This window comes from Burkholderia sp. 22313, assembly GCF_052045245.1.
Lineage (GTDB): Bacteria > Pseudomonadota > Gammaproteobacteria > Burkholderiales > Burkholderiaceae > Burkholderia.
Genome location: NZ_JBQEON010000010.1, coordinates 65,705 through 81,826, shown reverse-complemented (window position 1 = coordinate 81,826; position 16,122 = coordinate 65,705). Strand labels below are relative to the sequence as shown.

General features: G+C 68.1%; 14 protein-coding genes. 11 read left to right on the top strand and 3 right to left on the bottom strand.

Annotation, left to right across the window (positions count from 1 at the left end):
- Window positions 1-50: 50 nt before the first annotated feature.
- The gene (locus tag ACTJKF_RS10815) at window positions 51-1,610 is read right to left on the bottom strand and encodes a methyl-accepting chemotaxis protein (RefSeq protein WP_440623529.1); all 1,560 of its coding nucleotides are present in this window, start codon (window positions 1,608-1,610) and stop codon (window positions 51-53) included.
- A gap of 228 nt (window positions 1,611-1,838) precedes the next feature.
- Here ACTJKF_RS10815 and ACTJKF_RS10810 point away from each other — a divergent pair, with 228 nt between their 5' ends.
- Window positions 1,839-3,353 (top strand): MDR family MFS transporter, encoded by a 1,515-nt coding sequence (locus tag ACTJKF_RS10810; RefSeq protein ID WP_440623528.1) that lies wholly within the window; start codon window positions 1,839-1,841, stop codon window positions 3,351-3,353.
- Window positions 3,354-3,458: 105 nt separating this feature from the next.
- On the opposite strand, the gene ACTJKF_RS10805 is transcribed toward ACTJKF_RS10810, so the two are convergent.
- Entirely contained in the window at window positions 3,459-4,457 is a 999-nt protein-coding gene (locus ACTJKF_RS10805) for a quinone oxidoreductase family protein (RefSeq protein WP_440623527.1), read from the bottom strand.
- Between the two features lie 125 nt (window positions 4,458-4,582).
- Between ACTJKF_RS10805 and ACTJKF_RS10800 the strand changes: the two genes are divergently transcribed.
- From ACTJKF_RS10800 to ACTJKF_RS10765, 8 genes are all read left to right on the top strand, one after another.
- A complete protein-coding gene (locus ACTJKF_RS10800; RefSeq protein ID WP_440623609.1) occupies window positions 4,583-5,497 on the top strand; it encodes a LysR family transcriptional regulator in 915 nt (304 codons plus the stop codon).
- A 121-nt stretch (window positions 5,498-5,618) separates the two neighbouring features.
- Complete coding sequence (locus tag ACTJKF_RS10795) at window positions 5,619-6,179, top strand: N-acetyltransferase family protein (protein WP_440623526.1); 561 nt, start codon at window positions 5,619-5,621, stop codon at window positions 6,177-6,179.
- A 9-nt stretch (window positions 6,180-6,188) separates the two neighbouring features.
- Window positions 6,189-7,025: a MerR family transcriptional regulator gene (locus tag ACTJKF_RS10790; RefSeq protein WP_440623525.1), complete on the top strand. Its 837-nt coding sequence runs from the start codon at window positions 6,189-6,191 to the stop codon at window positions 7,023-7,025.
- Between the two features lie 306 nt (window positions 7,026-7,331).
- Entirely contained in the window at window positions 7,332-8,003 is a 672-nt protein-coding gene (locus tag ACTJKF_RS10785) for a lysoplasmalogenase (RefSeq protein WP_440623524.1), read from the top strand.
- Between the two features lie 246 nt (window positions 8,004-8,249).
- Window positions 8,250-9,833, top strand: a complete 1,584-nt coding sequence (locus ACTJKF_RS10780; RefSeq protein WP_440623523.1) for a flavin-containing monooxygenase — start codon at window positions 8,250-8,252, stop codon at window positions 9,831-9,833.
- A gap of 21 nt (window positions 9,834-9,854) precedes the next feature.
- Window positions 9,855-10,784 carry an SDR family NAD(P)-dependent oxidoreductase gene (locus ACTJKF_RS10775; protein WP_440623522.1) on the top strand — a complete coding sequence of 310 codons (930 nt, stop codon included), beginning with the start codon at window positions 9,855-9,857 and terminating at the stop codon, window positions 10,782-10,784.
- Complete coding sequence (locus ACTJKF_RS10770; RefSeq protein WP_440623521.1) at window positions 10,781-11,686, top strand: metal-dependent hydrolase; 906 nt, start codon at window positions 10,781-10,783, stop codon at window positions 11,684-11,686. Before ACTJKF_RS10775 ends, ACTJKF_RS10770 begins: the two co-directional genes overlap by 4 nt.
- A gap of 4 nt (window positions 11,687-11,690) precedes the next feature.
- Window positions 11,691-12,620, top strand: coding sequence for an alpha/beta fold hydrolase (locus ACTJKF_RS10765; protein WP_440623520.1), 930 nt, complete (start codon window positions 11,691-11,693; stop codon window positions 12,618-12,620).
- A gap of 29 nt (window positions 12,621-12,649) precedes the next feature.
- Here the strand turns inward: ACTJKF_RS10765 and ACTJKF_RS10760 are convergent, their stop codons facing one another.
- Complete coding sequence (locus tag ACTJKF_RS10760; RefSeq protein WP_440623519.1) at window positions 12,650-14,188, bottom strand: Fic family protein; 1,539 nt, start codon at window positions 14,186-14,188, stop codon at window positions 12,650-12,652.
- 286 nt (window positions 14,189-14,474) lie between these two features.
- Between ACTJKF_RS10760 and ACTJKF_RS10755 the strand changes: the two genes are divergently transcribed.
- On the top strand, window positions 14,475-15,368 hold the full coding sequence (locus tag ACTJKF_RS10755; RefSeq protein WP_440623518.1) for an urea transporter: 894 nt from the start codon (window positions 14,475-14,477) through the stop codon (window positions 15,366-15,368).
- Window positions 15,343-16,119: a class II aldolase/adducin family protein gene (locus ACTJKF_RS10750; protein WP_440623517.1), complete on the top strand. Its 777-nt coding sequence runs from the start codon at window positions 15,343-15,345 to the stop codon at window positions 16,117-16,119. The genes ACTJKF_RS10755 and ACTJKF_RS10750 overlap by 26 nt, the downstream gene beginning before the upstream one ends.
- Window positions 16,120-16,122 lie beyond the last annotated feature (3 nt).

Genomic DNA, 16,122 nt, shown 5'->3' with positions numbered 1-16,122 from the left:
GCCTGAGCAGCCACGATGCCGCCCACTTGCGCCGCCCACCCCGCCATCGATCAAGCCACCCGAAACGCCCCCACCGCCCGCCGCAGCCCATCAGCCTGCTCCTCGAGCGACGCGGCGGCCGCCGCCGCCTGCTCGACCAGCGCCGCGTTCTGCTGCGAGACCTGATCCATCTGCGACACCGCGCGGGTCACCTGCTCGATCCCGTCGCGCTGCTCGTTCGACGCGGCCGCGATCTCGGTCATGATGCCCGTCACGCGGCCGATCGCCTGCTGGATGTCCTGCATCGTCGTCCCGGCCACGCCGACCAGTCGCGACCCCGTCGCGACGCACTCGACCGACTCGCCGATCAGCGTGCGGATTTCCTTCGCGGCCGACGCCGAACGCTGCGCGAGCGTGCGCACCTCGCCCGCGACCACCGCGAAGCCGCGGCCCTGCTCGCCCGCGCGCGCGGCTTCGACCGCCGCGTTCAGCGCGAGGATGTTGGTCTGGAACGCGATGCCCTCGATCGTGCCGATGATGTCGGCCACCTTCTGCGAACTCTGGTCGATCTCGTTCATCGTGCCGATCACTTCGCCGACGACCGCCGCGCCGCGTGTCGCGATCTCGCTCGCGGTGTCCGCGCACGCCTGCGCCTCGACCGCGTGGTCGGCGTTCTGCTTCACGGTCGCCGTCAGCTGTTCCATGCTCGCGGCCGTCTCCTGCAGCGCGGACGCCTGCTCCTCGGTGCGCTGCGACAGGTCGGTATTGCCCGCCGCGATCTGGTGCGTCGCGCTCGAGATCGCTTCGGAGCCCCGGCTGACCTGGCGCACCGTATCGGCAAGGCTGCGCTGCATGCCCGTCACGCCGTTGACCAGCTCGGCCATCTCGTCGCGCGACGACCAGCGCACTTCCGACGTCAGGTCGCCGTCCGACAGGCGGCGGAAATGCGACAGCAGCCGGTTCACCGGCTGCGTGATCGCGAAATGCAGGCCGACCGCGCAGCCGAGACACGCGGCGAGACCGAACGCGATACCGGCGATCGCACCCGCGCGCACCCAGCCGTAGTAAGTCTGCGCGGTGTCGTAGACGTCCTTGCCGCGCGCGGCCTGGTACGCATCGAGCGCATCGCTCGCCTGGGTGAGCGCGACCGACAGCGGCGGCGCGACCGTCATCAGCAGCCGGTCGGCGTCGTCGCGGCGTCCCGCGCGGATCGCATCGATCAGCGGCTTCAGCGCCTGCCCGATCAGCGCCTGACGCGCGCCATCGAGCCGGATCGCGAGCGGACCTTCGTCGCCGTCGTGCGGCATCGCCGCGTAGGTGCGCCACGCGGCGTCGCCCTTCGCGAGATAGTTTTCGGCCTTCGTGACGAGATCGGGCACCTCCGGCGCGTCCGGATGCAGCAATGCACGGTCGAGCGTCGTGCGCACGATCGTCAGGTTCAGGCTGGCGGCGGACAGCGCGGTCTTCGCGGCCAGCTGGCGCGTATAAGCCTCGTCGAGCGCGCGATTCGAGCTGTGCATGCCGGCAAGGCCGATCAGGCCCGACACGACGAGCAGCACGGCGACCAGAGCGAGCGTGGAAAAAATCCGCGTACGGATCGAGAAACGGGAAAACAGGGCGTTCAGGTTCATGACGGCACGTGAGCGATGAAAAGTGCCGCGGCAATCGATCCGCGGCCCTCCTTATTACGGTTTGCCTGCAAGAAACTTGAGTCCGCCCCGCTTTCGGGCTGATCGCGGTCAATTTCCCGGCCGGCAATCTCCTGTTACCGCTGCAACAATTCAAGGCGCGGCAGAAATTGACCAGGCAATCAAATGCCTCTATATTTCCGTCAATTCCCTGCCATGGCAGATATTTCGATGAGAACCGATACCGTCCTTGCCCCGCCGGCCGCCGAAGCGGCCCGCGGCGACGCGCCCACCGGGTTGATCGTCGCCGCGCTGCTGCTCGTCATGCTGCTGTCCGCGCTCGACCAGACGATCGTGTCGACCGCGCTGCCGACCATCGTCGGCGAGCTCGGCGGCCTCGACCAGCTGTCGTGGGTCGTCACGGCGTACCTGCTGTCGTCGACGGTCGTGCTGCCGCTGTACGGCAAGCTCGGCGACCTGTATGGCCGCAAGATCGTGCTGCAGGCCGCGATCGTGCTGTTTCTCGCCGGCTCGGCCCTGTGCGGCGTCGCGCAGGACATGACCCAGCTGATCGTGCTGCGGGCGCTGCAAGGGCTCGGGGGCGGCGGGTTGATGGTCGTCACGATGGCGGCGATCGGCGACCTGGTGCCGCCCGACCGCCGCGCGCGCTATCAAGGGATGTTCGGCGGCGTGTACGGCCTCGCGACGATCGTCGGGCCGCTGCTCGGCGGCTTCCTGGTCGAGCATCTGTCGTGGCGCTGGATCTTCACGATCAACCTGCCGCTCGGCCTGCTCGCGCTCGCGGTGATCGGCATCGCGTTCCGGCCGCACACCGCGCAGGTGAAGCACCGGATCGACTACATGGGCGCCGCGTTCCTCGCGACGGCCCTCACCTGCGTGATCCTGTTTACCAGCGAAGGCGGTTCGCTGCTGCCATGGTCGTCGCCGCAGCTGTGGATGACGCTCGTGCTCGGCCTGGTCGCGATCGGCGGCTTCCTCTACGAGGAACGGCTCGCGGCCGAGCCGATCATGCCGCTCGGCCTGTTCCGCCAGCGCACCTTCGTGCTGATGAGCCTGATCGGCTTCGTCGTCGGAATTGCGCTGTTCGGTTCGGTCACGTTCATTCCGCTCTATCTGCAGGTCGTGAAAGGCTCGACGCCGTCGCAAGCCGGGATGCAGCTGCTGCCGATGATGGGCGGAATGCTCGCGATGTCGGTCGCGAGCGGCCGGCTGATCTCGCGGCTCGGCACGTATCGGCCGTTTCCGATCGCGGGGACCGCGATCGGCGGCATCGCGATGGCGCTGCTGTCGACGCTGTCGCTCGATACGCCGCTGCATACGATGTACGCGTACATGGCACTGCTCGGGATCGGGCTCGGGATGGTGATGCCGGTGCTGACGCTCGCCGTGCAGAACACGGTCGAATTCCGGCACATGGGGGTCGCGACGTCGGGCGCGACGCTGTTCCGCTCGATCGGCGGCTCGCTCGGCGTGGCCGCATTCGGCGCGCTGTTCTCGCACGGGCTGCAGTCGCGGATCACGCAGGCGCTGCCGGCCGGCACGGAGCTGCCGCCCGCGCTCGGCCCGGCCGCCGTGCACCAGTTGCCGGATGCGGTGCGCGATGCGTACCTGCATGCGTTCGCCGGATCGCTGCATGTCGTGTATCTGTCGGCGGCGGGCGTGATCGCGATCGCGTTCGTGCTCGCGTGGTTCGTCGAGAGCGTGCCGCTGCGCAAGCATCACTGATCGCCAAGGTTACCGATCCGCGGGCGGCGGCAGCGTAGCAGCGCCGCCCGCGGATCGACGCCGCGCCGCGCCCCTCACCGCTTGCGGTCGTCGCGCGGGCCGCCGTCACGGCACCAGCACCACCCCGCCCATCGTCTGCCGCGACTCGAGCAGCCGATGCGCGTCGGCCGCCTGTTCGAGCGGCAGCCGCGCGCCGATCTCCACGTGCATCCCGTTCGCGAACCGGTCGAGCGTCGCGCGCGCCGCTTCCGCGTACCCCGCCACGTCACGCGCGATGAAGCCGAGCACGCTCGGCCGCGCCAGCGCGATCGAGCGTGCCGGGCCCAGTTCGTCGAGATCGATCGACTGCCGCGCGCCGAGCGCGGCGACCTGCCCGATGCTCGCGACCATCCCGAACGGCCGGACCGCGCCGAGCGTGCGGGTCAGCACATCGCCGCCGATCCCGTCGATCGCATAGTCGACGCCCGCGCCGCCGCCGAACGCACGTGCCGCCGCGACAAAGTCCTCCTCGCGATAGTCGACCACCACCTCCGCGCCATGCGCGCGTGCCAGCGCGGCTTTCTCGGCCGAACCGACGGTGCCGATCACCCGCGCGCCGAGCGCGCGCGCCCACTGCGTCGCCAGCAGCCCGACACCGCCGGCCGCCGCGTGCACGAGCACGGTGTCGCCGGCACCGACCTGCCGCACGCGGTGCAGCAGCATGTAGACGGTGATGCCTTTCAGCAGCCCGGCGGCGGCCGTCTCGTCGCTCACGCCGTCGGGCATGGGCACGACACGCTCGGCCGACAGCGTGCGCAGGCTCGCGTAGCTTCCGGTCGGCAGTCCCGCATACGCGACGCGCTGGCCGGGGACGAGCGACGTCACGCCGGGCCCGACCGCGTCGACCACGCCGGCCGCCTCGACGCCGAGCGCGTCCGGCAGCGCCGGCAATGGATGCGCGCCGGTCCTGAAATAGATGTCGACGAAATTCACGCCGACGGCGGTCTGGCGAATCCGCACCTCGCCCGCGCCGGGCGGCACGACACGCGCATCGACACGGCGCAGCACGCCGGCGTCGCCGTAGTGGTCGAGCCCGATCCGGATGGCGGTGGCAGTTTGGGTCATGACGTTCCTCGCAATCGAATTAAGTGACACGATCATCCCATCGTGCATAATCAAGCGGAATTCCCGTTATGCGCCCATCTACTGTGCAAAATTCGACCGATCCGACACCCGCGCCCGCATCGCCGTTGAGCTGGGACGACCTCCGCTATTTCCTCGCGGTGATGCGCGGCGGCAGCCTGTCGGCCGCCGCGCGCACGCTGCAGGTCCAGCATTCGACGGTCGCCCGGCGCATCGACGCGCTGGAAGCCGCGCTCGGCATCCGGCTGTTCGACCGGCTGCCGCGCGGCTGGCCGCCGACCGACGAAGGGCTGCATCTCGCCGACCATGCCGGCCGCGTCGAAGCCGACGTGCATGCGTTCGCGCGTGCCGCGCAAGGGGCGGCGGCGCTCGACGGCGTCGTGCGCGTGTCGGCGTCGCCGGTGTTCGCGAGCCACTTTCTCGCACCGCGGCTCGCCCGCGCGCAGCGCGCGTGGCCGGCGCTGCGGATCGACCTGATGGGCGAGATGCACGCGGCCAACCTGTACGCACGCGAAGCCGATCTCGCGGTGCGCCTGTCGCGGCCGGGCGAGCCGGGGCTGGCCGCGCGCCGGCTCGGCACGATGCGCTTCGCGCTGTGCGCGTCGCCCGACTGGGTTGCCGCGCCGCCCGATACGTGGGCGTTTCTCGGCTACGACGACGCGCTCGCGCAAATGCCGCAGCAGCAGTGGCTCGAACGCTTCGCGGCCGGCCGCCGCTTCGCGTTCGTCGCGAACGATCTGGCCGCGCTGCACCGGGCGTGTGTCGCCGGAGCGGGAATTGCGTTGCTGCCGCGCTTTCTCGTCGACGATCCGGCCACGCATGCGGGCTCGGACGCGCCGGCGCCGGTCGATCCGTCGTCGCCGGCCGCGACCGGGCTCGTCGAACTGACGTCCGTGCCCCGTTGCGATGTCGAGCGCGAGATCTGGCTCGTCGTCCACCCGGACGTGCGGCGCTCGCCGCGTGTGCAGCGTGTCGCGGATGCGATCGCCGACGCGGTTCGCGACGCGGACGGGCACCTGTAAGCCTGTCGCGCAGGCCTCGGTCCGGCGCACGACGCGGCAGCGACCGCGGCCGCTGCCAACACCTTTACCGCGCCTCACGAAGGCCGGCATAGTAGCGATTTCGCCCGTCCACTCCGCCGCCATGCCCGCCACGCCCGCCTGCGTCGTCCGCGACGCAACCGATGCCGATCTCGACGCCATTCACGCGATCTACGCGCACCACGTGCGCCACAGCGTCGCCTCATTCGAAGAGTCGCCGCCCGGCGTCGACGAACTGCGCGCGCGCCGCGACGCGGTGCTGCGCAACGGGCTGCCCTATCTCGTCGCGGAATACGACGGCCACGTGGCCGGTTACGCGTATGCAACGCCGTATCGCACGCGCAGCGCGTACCGCCACACGATCGAGGATTCGATCTACATCGACGACACGCAGCGCGGCCGCGGCATCGGCCGCGCGCTGCTCGCGGCACTGATCGCGCGGTGCGAGGCCGGCCCGTGGCGGCAGATGATCGCGGTGATCGCCGACGGCGGCACCGGCGGCTCGACGTCGCTGCACAGCGCGTTCGGTTTCGAGCCGGCGGGCGTGTTGAAGGCGGTCGGTTTCAAGCACGGCCGCTGGATCGATACCGTGCTGATGCAGCGCGCGCTCGGCGACGGCGCACGCACGCTCCCCGCGTCGCCCGAGGCTGGCGCGTCGCGCTAGAATGGCCGCATGTCAAAACAGACTCCCACCATGCCCGACGAGGCTGCCGCGGATTCCCGCAACGAGTACACGGTCGACGAACTCGCGCGCGTGTCCGACACGACCGTGCGCAACGTGCGTGCATACCAGGATCGCGGGCTGCTCGCGCCGCCCGAGAAGCGCGGGCGCGTCGGCATCTATGACGACACGCACGTCGCTCGCCTGAAGCTGATCAACCACCTGCTCGCGCGCGGCTACACGCTGTCGAACATCCAGGACCTGATCATGGCGATCGACGAGGGTCATGACCTGCGCTCGATCCTCGGCCTGGAAAACGCGATCGGCGGCCGCTGGTCGCACGAACTGCCGAAAACCTATTCGCTGGCGGCGCTCGCGCAGATGTTCGGCCCGCAGACGGCGTCGCAACTGTCGCGCGTGACCGAACTCGGCCTGCTCGAACGGCGCGGGCTGTCGTTCGTCGCGAAAAGCCCCGCGCTGCTCGAAGCGGCGGCCGCGATGACGAAGGAAGGCATTCCCCCGCGCGAACTGCTCGACGTGATCAGCCTCGCGCGGCCGCACTTCGACGCGATCGCGCGGCTGCTCGTCGATCTCGTCGTGAAGCGGCTCGACCGCTACGACGAAGGCTCGCTGCCGCCGGTCAACGACGTGCCCGCGCTCGTCGATGCGATCTGGCGGCTGCGCCCGCTCGCGGCCGTGTTCGTCGAAGGCGAGACGAACCGCGCGCTCGAGAACGCGGCGAGCGCCTATCTCGGCGGACGCGTCGCGACGATCCTCGACAAGAAGCTCAGCGACGAAGCGGCGCGCCAGGCGGGTACGAAAGCGCCGAAAGACGGCGAAGGCAAATAAGCCGCCGCGGCAGCGGGTTCGCGGCGGCCCTGCGCCCAGCGACGCCAAGCCAAGCGACGCACCGACGAACGCGCACGCATACACGCACACGCGCACGCTCGGCGAGCACGCAACAGCCGGCGGCACACGATGCCCGCCGGCTGTTTTTTTGATCCCGCCGCACCGGCGCATGACCGATCGCCGGCCCACGATTCCTAGAAGGATTCGCCGGTTTTCCCGCCCCCGTTCTTCCGGATAATGACCTGCAGCCGCGCCCCCGACGGCGCGCCGTCCAGCGCAGACAACAACAAGCCGGAGACACCCGCCTTGCTCGCCACGCTTCCCGCCACCTATCGCCGGCTCTGGCCGCTCGCCGTCGCCGCGGCGCTGCTGTACGGACTGTCGCTCGCCGCCGCGCCCTATCGCGGCCAGGCCGCCGCGAAAGCCGCGATGGGCCTCCTGCTGCTCGCGGCCGGCAGCACCTGCGCGGCACCGCGCGAACGCGCGTGGCTGTGCGCGGCGCTCGCCACGGCCGTGCTCGGCGACGTGCTGCTCGCGCTGCCCGACTGGCCGCCGTCGTTCGTGCTCGGCCTTGGCGCGTTCCTGCTCACGCATCTGTTCTACTGCGCGATCTTCACGCGCTGGCGCGCGCGGCCGCACGGCTGGCGCATCGCCGCGCTGATCGCGCTATGGATCGCCGCGCCGGCGTTCTACGCGGCGTTCCTGCCACACCTGGGCGCATTGCGCGTGCCGGTCGCCGTGTACATGCTCGTGCTGTGCGCGATGGCGAGCTTCGCGCTCGCGGCCCGCACGCGCGGCCCGCTGGTCGCGATCGGCAGCCTGATCTTCGTCGGCTCCGACACGCTGATCGGCGTCGGGCGCTTTCTCGGCGGCTTTCCCGGCGTCGACTACCTGATCTGGGGCCTCTACGCGCTCGCGCAGGTCACGATCGTGGCCGGGGTTTTCCATGAGACGGCCGCCCGCTCGATCCGCCCCTGATGGTGTTTCAAACAGGCCGCCACGCGTCGGCGGCCTGATCGCCTTCCTCTCGCGCCCGGCCGACGGCCGTTTCCGCGCATCCCGCCATGCGGAAACCGCCCCGTTCCAAACCCCGCTCAGCCTTTTCCCGCACGGCTTCCGGCCCTTAGAGCGCCGCTTCTAGCCTCTTGCGGTTTCCAGGCTCACCCACTATCGTTACATCAAACAATGTAACATTCTAAAATGAGCCAAATCGGAGACACCCGGATGAATGCTCGCACGTTGCCTTTCGGCCCGCCCGGCCACGACGGCCTGGACGAAACCACCGACATCGCCATCATCGGCACCGGCTTCGCCGGTCTCGGGATGGCCATTCGCCTGCGGCAGACAGGCGTCACCGACTTCGTCGTCCTCGAGAAGGCCGCGTCGGTCGGCGGCACGTGGCGCGACAATCATTACCCCGGGTGTGCGTGCGACGTGCAATCGCACGTCTATTCGTTCTCGTTCGCGCCGAACCCGCGCTGGACGCGCATGTTCGCGCCGCAGCCGGAAATCCGCGCGTATCTGGAAGACTGCGTGCAGCGCTTCGGCGTCGGTCCGCACCTGCGCCTGAACCACGCGCTGCAGCGCGCCGAATACGACGAAGCCGCGCAACGCTGGCGCCTCACGTTCGCGAACGGCAAGCGGCTGTCGGCGCGCGTGCTGGTGTCGGGAATGGGCGGGCTGTCGCGTGCCGCGCTGCCGGCGATTCCCGGCGTCGAGAACTTCCAGGGCCGCGCGTTCCATTCGCAGCAGTGGGATCACGACTACGCGCTCGAAGGCAAGCGCGTCGCGGTGATCGGCACCGGCGCGAGCGCGATCCAGTTCGTGCCGCGGATCGCGCCGCGCGTGAAGGCGCTCGCGCTGTTCCAACGCACGCCGCCGTGGATCATGCCGAAGCCCGACCGCAACCTGACCGGCTTCGAGAAATGGCTGTTCCGCACGCTGCCGTTCACGCAGAAGGCGGTGCGCAGCGGCATCTACTGGATGCTCGAATCGCGCGTGCTCGGCTTCGCGATCCATCCGTCGCTGATGAAGAACGTGCAGAAGCTCGCGCTGCGCCACATCCGCAAGCAGATTCCCGATCCGGAACTGCGCAAGACCGTCACGCCGGACTACACGCTCGGCTGCAAGCGCGTGCTGATCTCGAACGACTACTACCCGGCGCTGTCGCGCAAGAACGTCGACGTGATCACGACCGGCATCGACCACATCGAGGCCGATGCGGTCGTGACGACCGACGGCAAGCGTCATGAAGTCGACTGCCTGATCTACGGCACGGGCTTCCAGGTCGCCGACCCGTATCCGCGCGGCGCGATCATCGGCCGCGGCGGGCTCGACATCGTCGACGCGTGGCGCGACGGCGCACACGCGTATCTCGGCACGACGCTGCCCGGCTACCCGAACTTCTTCATGATCGTCGGCCCGAACACGGGCCTCGGCCACAACTCGATGGTGTTCATGATCGAGTCGCAGATCGAATACATCCTCGGCGCGCTGCAGGCGATGCATCGCGAACATGCGGATGCGATCGAGGTGCGGCCGCTCGTCGAGGCGCAGTTCAACAACGACCTGCAGGGCAAGCTCAAGAAGGCGATCTGGTCGACGGGCGGCTGCAAGAGCTGGTACCTCGATCCGCGCACCGGCAAGAACACGACGCTGTGGCCGGGCTTCACCTGGCGCTTCCGCCAGGCGACCGCGCACTTCTCGATCGCCGATTACCACGCGTATCGCGCGCCGCACTACGACACGAGCGCGCGGCCCGCCGCCGCGCCCGCCGCGTCCACGCCCCGTTCCGCCGAAGCGGCCTGAGCCAGACAAGGAGCCAACGACATGAGAGATTTCGCCAACAAGGTCGCCGCGATCACCGGCGCAGGCTCGGGCATGGGCCGCGCGCTCGCGATCCAGCTCGCGCAGGCCGGCTGTCACGTGTCGCTCGCCGACAAGAACGGTGTCGGCCTCGCGGAAACCGAGCGGATCGTCCGCGCGATCGCGCCGAACGTGCGCGTGTCGACGCGCACGCTCGACGTCGGCGACCGCGACGCAATGTTCGCGTGGGCCGACGACACCGCGAAGGAGCACGGCAAGGTCAACCTGATCTTCAACAACGCGGGTGTCGCGCTGTCGAGCACGATCGAAGGGATGGAATACAGCGATCTCGAATGGATCGTGAACATCAACTTCTGGGGCGTCGTGCATGGCACGAAGGCGTTCCTGCCGCACCTGAAGGCAGCAGGCGAAGGCCACGTGATCAACACGTCGAGCATCTTCGGGATCTTCGCGCAGCCGGGGATGAGCGGCTACAACGCGACCAAGTTCGCGGTGCGCGGCTTCACCGAATCGCTGCGCCAGGAGCTCGACATGATGAAGTGCGGCGTGTCGGCCACGTGCGTGCACCCGGGCGGCATCCGCACCAACATCGCGCAGTCGAGCCGCGTCGCGAAGAACATGGTCGGCTTCATCGTCGAGAGCGAGCAGCAAGGCAAGGACAGCTTCGAGAAATTCTTCATCACGACCGCCGACGATGCCGCGCGGACGATTCTCGCCGGTGTGCGCAAGAACAAGCGCCGCGTGCTGATCGGCCGCGACGCGAAGGCCGCGGACTGGATGGCGCGCGTGCTGCCGGCCGCGTACCAGGCGCTCGTCGTGCTCGCGACGCGCCGCGAGGCCGCGAAGGCCCGCCGGGCCGCGCGCGGCGCGCCGACGCCCGCACCGCTGCACGCTACCTACAACAATGCAGGCAATCAGGGAGAACAATCATGACGACCCCGAACATGATGCCCGTGCGGCGCGACATCCGGTTCGCGCTGCCGCCCGAACACGCGAAGGACTGGCACGTGCAGGGCGTGCCGGTCACGCACTTCATGAACGCGCTGTCGCTGCTGTTCCCGGCCGGCGAGCGCTTCTTCATGGATTCGGTGCGCCACTATCGCGACCGCATCGAGGATCCGGAGCTGAAGAAGCAGGTGCTCGGCTTCATCGGCCAGGAAGCGATGCACACCCGCGAGCACATCGAGTACAACGACCTGCTGCAATCGTCCGGCCTGCCCGCGCACAAGCTCGACAAGCGGCTGTGGACGATCCTCGGCTTCTTCAAGAAGGTGCTGCCGCATTCGATGCAGCTCGCGATCACGATCGCGCTCGAGCACTACACGGCGATCCTCGCGAACCAGCTGCTGTCGGGCCACGAGCACCGGATCGACGGGTCGGTCGAAGGCTATCAGCAGATGTGGATGTGGCACGCGATGGAGGAAACCGAGCACAAGGCGGTGTCGTACGACGTATGGAACGCCGTGATGAAGCCGGGTGTCGGCAGCTACCTGCTGCGCACCGGCACGATGCTGCTGACCACCATGATGTTCTGGACGATCGTGTTCGACTTCCACGTGCGGCTGATGCTGTCGCATCGTCGCAAGCATGGCGGGTTCGGCGGCATGTGGCGTCTCGTGAAATACCTGTACAGCCCGAGGACCGGCGTGTTCCCGAGCATCGCGCGCGAATGGCTCGACTATTTCCGGCCGGGCTTCCATCCGTGGGACCACGACAACCATCAGTATCTGCAGGGGCTCGACACGCTGCTCGCGAACATCGACGCGACCAACGCGCGCTATGCGGCGCAGGCGGCCCCGCGCCGCGTGCCGCTGCATCCGGTTCCCCAGGCATGACGTCATGGCACGCGCACACGAGATGCTGACCGTCCATTCCGGCGACGTGAAACTCGCCGTCCATGTCAGCGGCCCGCGGCGCGCACCGCCGCTGATCCTCATGCATGGCTATCCCGATTCGGCGGCCGTGTGGGCGCCGGTGCGCGCGCGGCTCGCGAAGCGCTATCGCGTGATCGCTTACGACGTGCGCGGCGCCGGTGCATCCGATGCGCCGCGCCGCCGCGCGGACTATGCACTCGAGCGGCTCGCGGAGGACCTGAAGGCCGTCGCCGACGCGACCTGCGGCAACCGGCCGTTTCATCTGGTCGGTCACGACTGGGGGTCGATCCAGTGCTGGGAGGCCGTGACCGATCCGGCATTCCGCGGCCGGATCGCGTCGTATACGTCGATCTCGGGCCCGTGCCTCGACCACGTGTTCCGCGCGAAGCTGCGGCTCAAGCAAAGCCTGAAGTCGTGGTACATCGCGTTCTTTCACCTGCCGGTCGTGCCGTCGCTGGTGTGGCGGCTCGGCGGCGCCGCGCTGTGGCCGCGCTGGCTGCAGCTGACCGAGCGCGTGCGGCCCGAGCGCGATCCTGCTCAGTTGAAGAACGCGTTGAACGGGTTGCAGCTTTATCGCGCGAATTTTCTTGCGCGGGCGCGCAAGCCGCGCGAACGGTATGCACAGGCGCCCGTGCAGATCCTCGTGCCGGTGCGCGACCGCTACGTGACGCCGGAGATGTCGGTCGGTCTCGACCGCTGGCTCGGCGAGCACGTGCGCGAGGAAATCGACGGTTCGCACTGGATCGTGATGCGCGATCCGGCGTTGATCGCGGCGCGGATCGACCGGTTTGCGGCGATGCATGAGAGAACGGCCGTCACTGCAGCGGCAGCCGGAACGGGAACGAGCGCGGCGGTTCAGCGCACCGCCGGCAGGCGCTTGAACAGCGTTTCGTAGTCGATCACGAGCGACGAGTCCGGCGCGCATCACTCGTGTTCGATATCCGGCCCCTCAAACGCTGATCGGATAGCTTCCACGACTCGCGCCGCTCTGTGTTCATCCTCGAGCTGCGGATACTGCTGTTTGAGCTTGCGAGAGATTTGCCAGCCGTTTTCCCTGACGGAGCGAATGACCCGGTCTGCATCCAGGTTCGGCATCTCCACGACCTCCTTGAGTCGCTCCTGGGCACGCTGAAAGATAACCAGCATTCTGGCTTCTTCGGCCATCTCCGTGCGAATCGTGTGCTCGACGACTCGCGCGGTGTACAGGACGTGAGCCGTCAGATCTGGATAGCGCCAGACGAAACGCGCATCTTCGTAGCTGTCGAAATCGAAGTTGCTGCGCGTTCCGTCGTCATAGGTCACGAGTTCTCCGAACCGATAGGACGTTGCGTAGCGCCGCATGACACAGCGAGAAAACACCTCGAGCGTGCGATCGTAACCGGCACGAAACTCCGTCGAACTCGTGATGGTTGCCGAGATCGGCAATATCACGCCATCCGGCACCGCCTTGTCCCGCACCAGCGAGTCATTGATCAAGAAGCGATGAATCCGGCCATTGCCGTCACGCATGGGATGGATATAAACGAAGCCGAACGCCAACGTCGCGGCGCGTGCCAGCGGCTCTGCACCTCGCGTTGCCGCCTCGAATTCGCCGAGCCCCGCCAGCATCGGCGTCACGTCCTCGAACGCCGGGGCAATGTAATGCACGATGTTTTCGCGCATCGTAGCCTGCCCCACGAAGACGGGTGAACGCCGCACCCCCAAGCCAAACGCATCGTGGCCCAGAATGCCGGCTTGCAGCGTATGCAGGCTTGCGGCGCTTAGTGGCGCGTCGATACGGCCGCAGTACTGCGCGATGACGTGCGCAAATCGCTGGATGCGGTCCGCCTGGTCCACCTCTTTCTCGATGAGAAAGCTTGCACGCGACTCCTTGAATGTCAGCCAACTGGCCGTCCGCATCAAGATGTCTGGCCCGAAGACGCGGTCCAGCTCGCTTAATGCCGCGCTCAAATCAAACTGCAGGGCTTCCTGCACCGCCGCGGTTCGGCGAACCAGCGGGCAAAACGCAGGCGTGCCCGGCAAGTTGTCGTGCAGCCGCCAACGGCGATTTCGCAGTGGCTCTGTGCGGGTAAGGTATTCAGTTGAAGAGATCGCATCGACATAGCCGCCATTCGTCACATCCGGCACGTCCAGACGCTGGCCTGTCAGCCATTCATACAAGAAGCCCGTGCGCCGAGCGTATTGGCCGAACCGGGCGTTTCGGCACCAACTTTCGATGGGTTCCGGTCCAACGACGGCAAACAGACGGGCAAAAAACTCGAAGTGAAGCTCTTCATACTTCAGTCCGAACTCAAAATGCCCCGCGAAGTCGTCGGTGGGCCGGTAGCTGGGCGGATACCGGTTTTCTACCTGATCCTCGGTTTCCCGGCTCGCACGTCTGCTGCCGACGATCGAATCGACACGCAGCGGTTGCGCCAGCGTAATGCCGTAGCGAGCAGCCAGCGCCTTGAAACCGACTTGCATGCACAAATCCCCTACCGAGAGTATGAAAACACTAATAATTCCTCGATCCTACACGAAAACGCTAACGTGTTAGCCGGCGCACGAAAACAATAGCAACGATCCAAATTCGCTACCAAGCCGCGCAAATTCGGCGAAAACGTTAACACACGTGTTCCGAATACACGTTGACCGCCTTCCTGCGCCCCAATTCAGGGCACCCACCCCAAATCCCGACTATCCAGAATTCCCTATTCCGGTGCATGGAATTGTGTCCTATGCTCGCGGCTCGTCCTGTTCTGCTGCCGCCATGCCTACCGCCCGCCCCGCTTCGCCGTCGATCGACCTGCGCATCCTGCTGCGCAGCATCGGACAGATCGTGCTGCAGGCGAACGCGTTCACCGGGGCGATGCTGGTCGCCGCACTCGCGCTGACCGACCTGCGGCTCGCGTGCGCGGCGCTGGTCGGCGCGGCGGCCGCCAACCTGACCGCGGTGCTGACCGGCGCGGAACGCCACGACGTCGAACAAGGGCTGCACGGCTTCAACGGCGCGCTCGCCGCGCTGGTGGCCGTCCTGTTCGCGCCCGCGCCGCTGGCGGCGCTCGTGCTGGTGCCGCTCACCGCGATCGGTGCCGCGCTGGTGCAGCGCGCGATGCGCACCCCGCTCGCGAAATGGCGCCAGTGTCCGTATTCGAGCCCGTGCCTCGCCGCCACCGCGCTGTGGCTGCCGTTTGTCGCGGCGCAGCATGCGAGTGGCGCAGCGACCGGCGCGGCGCTCACGCTTTCGTCGGTCGCCGCCGCGCTGCTGTCGGGTGTCGCGCAAACCACCTTCGCGCAAGGCGCATGGGCCGGCGCGCTGATCGTCGCCGGCATCGCGGCCGCATCCCGCCGCGCGGCCGCAATCGCGCTCGGCGGCGCAATCGTCTCGACCGTGCTGCTGGTTGCGCTCGGCGCGAACGGCACGGTATTCGCCGACGGCCTGCTCGGTTTCAACGGCGCGCTCGCCGCGCTCGCGCTGATGTCGCGCGGCACACGCGCGGCGCTCGCGGCCGCCGCGCTGGCCGCGCTGATCCAGTGGCTCGCGACGCATGCGGGCATCATCGCGCTCACGGCGCCGTTCGCGCTCGCGTCGTGGATCACCGTGACCGTCGCGCGCCGCCTTACCCTCGGAGAACCCGATGTCGTCATTCGCACACCGTCCTGACACCGTGAAGCCCGGCGGCCCGATCTCGGACGCCGAGCGCCGGTTGCGCGTCGATCTCGCCGCCGCGTACCGCCTCGTCGCGCTGAACGGCTGGGACGACCTGATCTACACGCACCTGTCCGCGACGGTGCCGGGCGAACCCGGCCATTTCCTGATCAACCCGTTCGGCCTCACGTTCGACGAGGTGCGCGCGTCGAATCTCGTGAAGATCGACCTGGCCGGCAACCGGATCGGCGACAGCGAACACGCGGTCAACGTGACCGGTTTCGCGCTGCATGCGGCCGTGCATGCCGCGCGGCCGGACGCCGTCTGCGTGATGCATCTGCACAATACGGCCGGCATCGCCGTATCGATCCAGCGCGATGGACTGCTGCCCGCATCGCAGCATGCGCTGCGGTTTCACGGCGATCTCGCGTATCACGACTACGAGGCGCTCGCGTTCTCGCCGGCCGAAGGCGCGCGACTGACCGCCAGTCTCGGCGCGAAATCCGCGATGCTGCTGCGCAACCACGGCACGCTGACGGCCGGCCGGACCGTCGCCGAGGCCTATGTGCTGATGGATACGCTGATCAAGGCGTGCGACATCCAGGTGCGCGCGCAGGCGGGCGGCGGGCCGCTCGTGTTGCCCGACCCGGCCGTCGCCGACCGCACCGCCGAGCAGTTGCGCGACGGCGGCGCGATCGAAGGCGAACTGGAATGGCCGGCGCTGCTGCGCCGTCTCGACCGGATCGATCCGTCGTATCGCGACTGACGC

Excerpts from the sequence above, each read along its gene's own strand:
- ACTJKF_RS10815 (WP_440623529.1), bottom strand. The coding sequence starts at position 1,610 with ATGAACCTGAACGCCCTGTTTTCCCGTTTCTCGATCCGTACGCGGATT.
- ACTJKF_RS10810 (WP_440623528.1), top strand. The coding sequence starts at position 1,839 with ATGAGAACCGATACCGTCCTTGCCCCGCCGGCCGCCGAAGCGGCCCGC.
- ACTJKF_RS10805 (WP_440623527.1), bottom strand. The coding sequence starts at position 4,457 with ATGACCCAAACTGCCACCGCCATCCGGATCGGGCTCGACCACTACGGC.
- ACTJKF_RS10795 (WP_440623526.1), top strand. The coding sequence starts at position 5,619 with ATGCCCGCCACGCCCGCCTGCGTCGTCCGCGACGCAACCGATGCCGAT.
- ACTJKF_RS10790 (WP_440623525.1), top strand. The coding sequence starts at position 6,189 with ATGTCAAAACAGACTCCCACCATGCCCGACGAGGCTGCCGCGGATTCC.
- ACTJKF_RS10780 (WP_440623523.1), top strand. The coding sequence starts at position 8,250 with ATGAATGCTCGCACGTTGCCTTTCGGCCCGCCCGGCCACGACGGCCTG.
- ACTJKF_RS10775 (WP_440623522.1), top strand. The coding sequence starts at position 9,855 with ATGAGAGATTTCGCCAACAAGGTCGCCGCGATCACCGGCGCAGGCTCG.
- ACTJKF_RS10770 (WP_440623521.1), top strand. The coding sequence starts at position 10,781 with ATGACGACCCCGAACATGATGCCCGTGCGGCGCGACATCCGGTTCGCG.
- ACTJKF_RS10765 (WP_440623520.1), top strand. The coding sequence starts at position 11,691 with ATGGCACGCGCACACGAGATGCTGACCGTCCATTCCGGCGACGTGAAA.
- ACTJKF_RS10760 (WP_440623519.1), bottom strand. The coding sequence starts at position 14,188 with ATGCAAGTCGGTTTCAAGGCGCTGGCTGCTCGCTACGGCATTACGCTG.
- ACTJKF_RS10755 (WP_440623518.1), top strand. The coding sequence starts at position 14,475 with ATGCCTACCGCCCGCCCCGCTTCGCCGTCGATCGACCTGCGCATCCTG.
- ACTJKF_RS10750 (WP_440623517.1), top strand. The coding sequence starts at position 15,343 with ATGTCGTCATTCGCACACCGTCCTGACACCGTGAAGCCCGGCGGCCCG.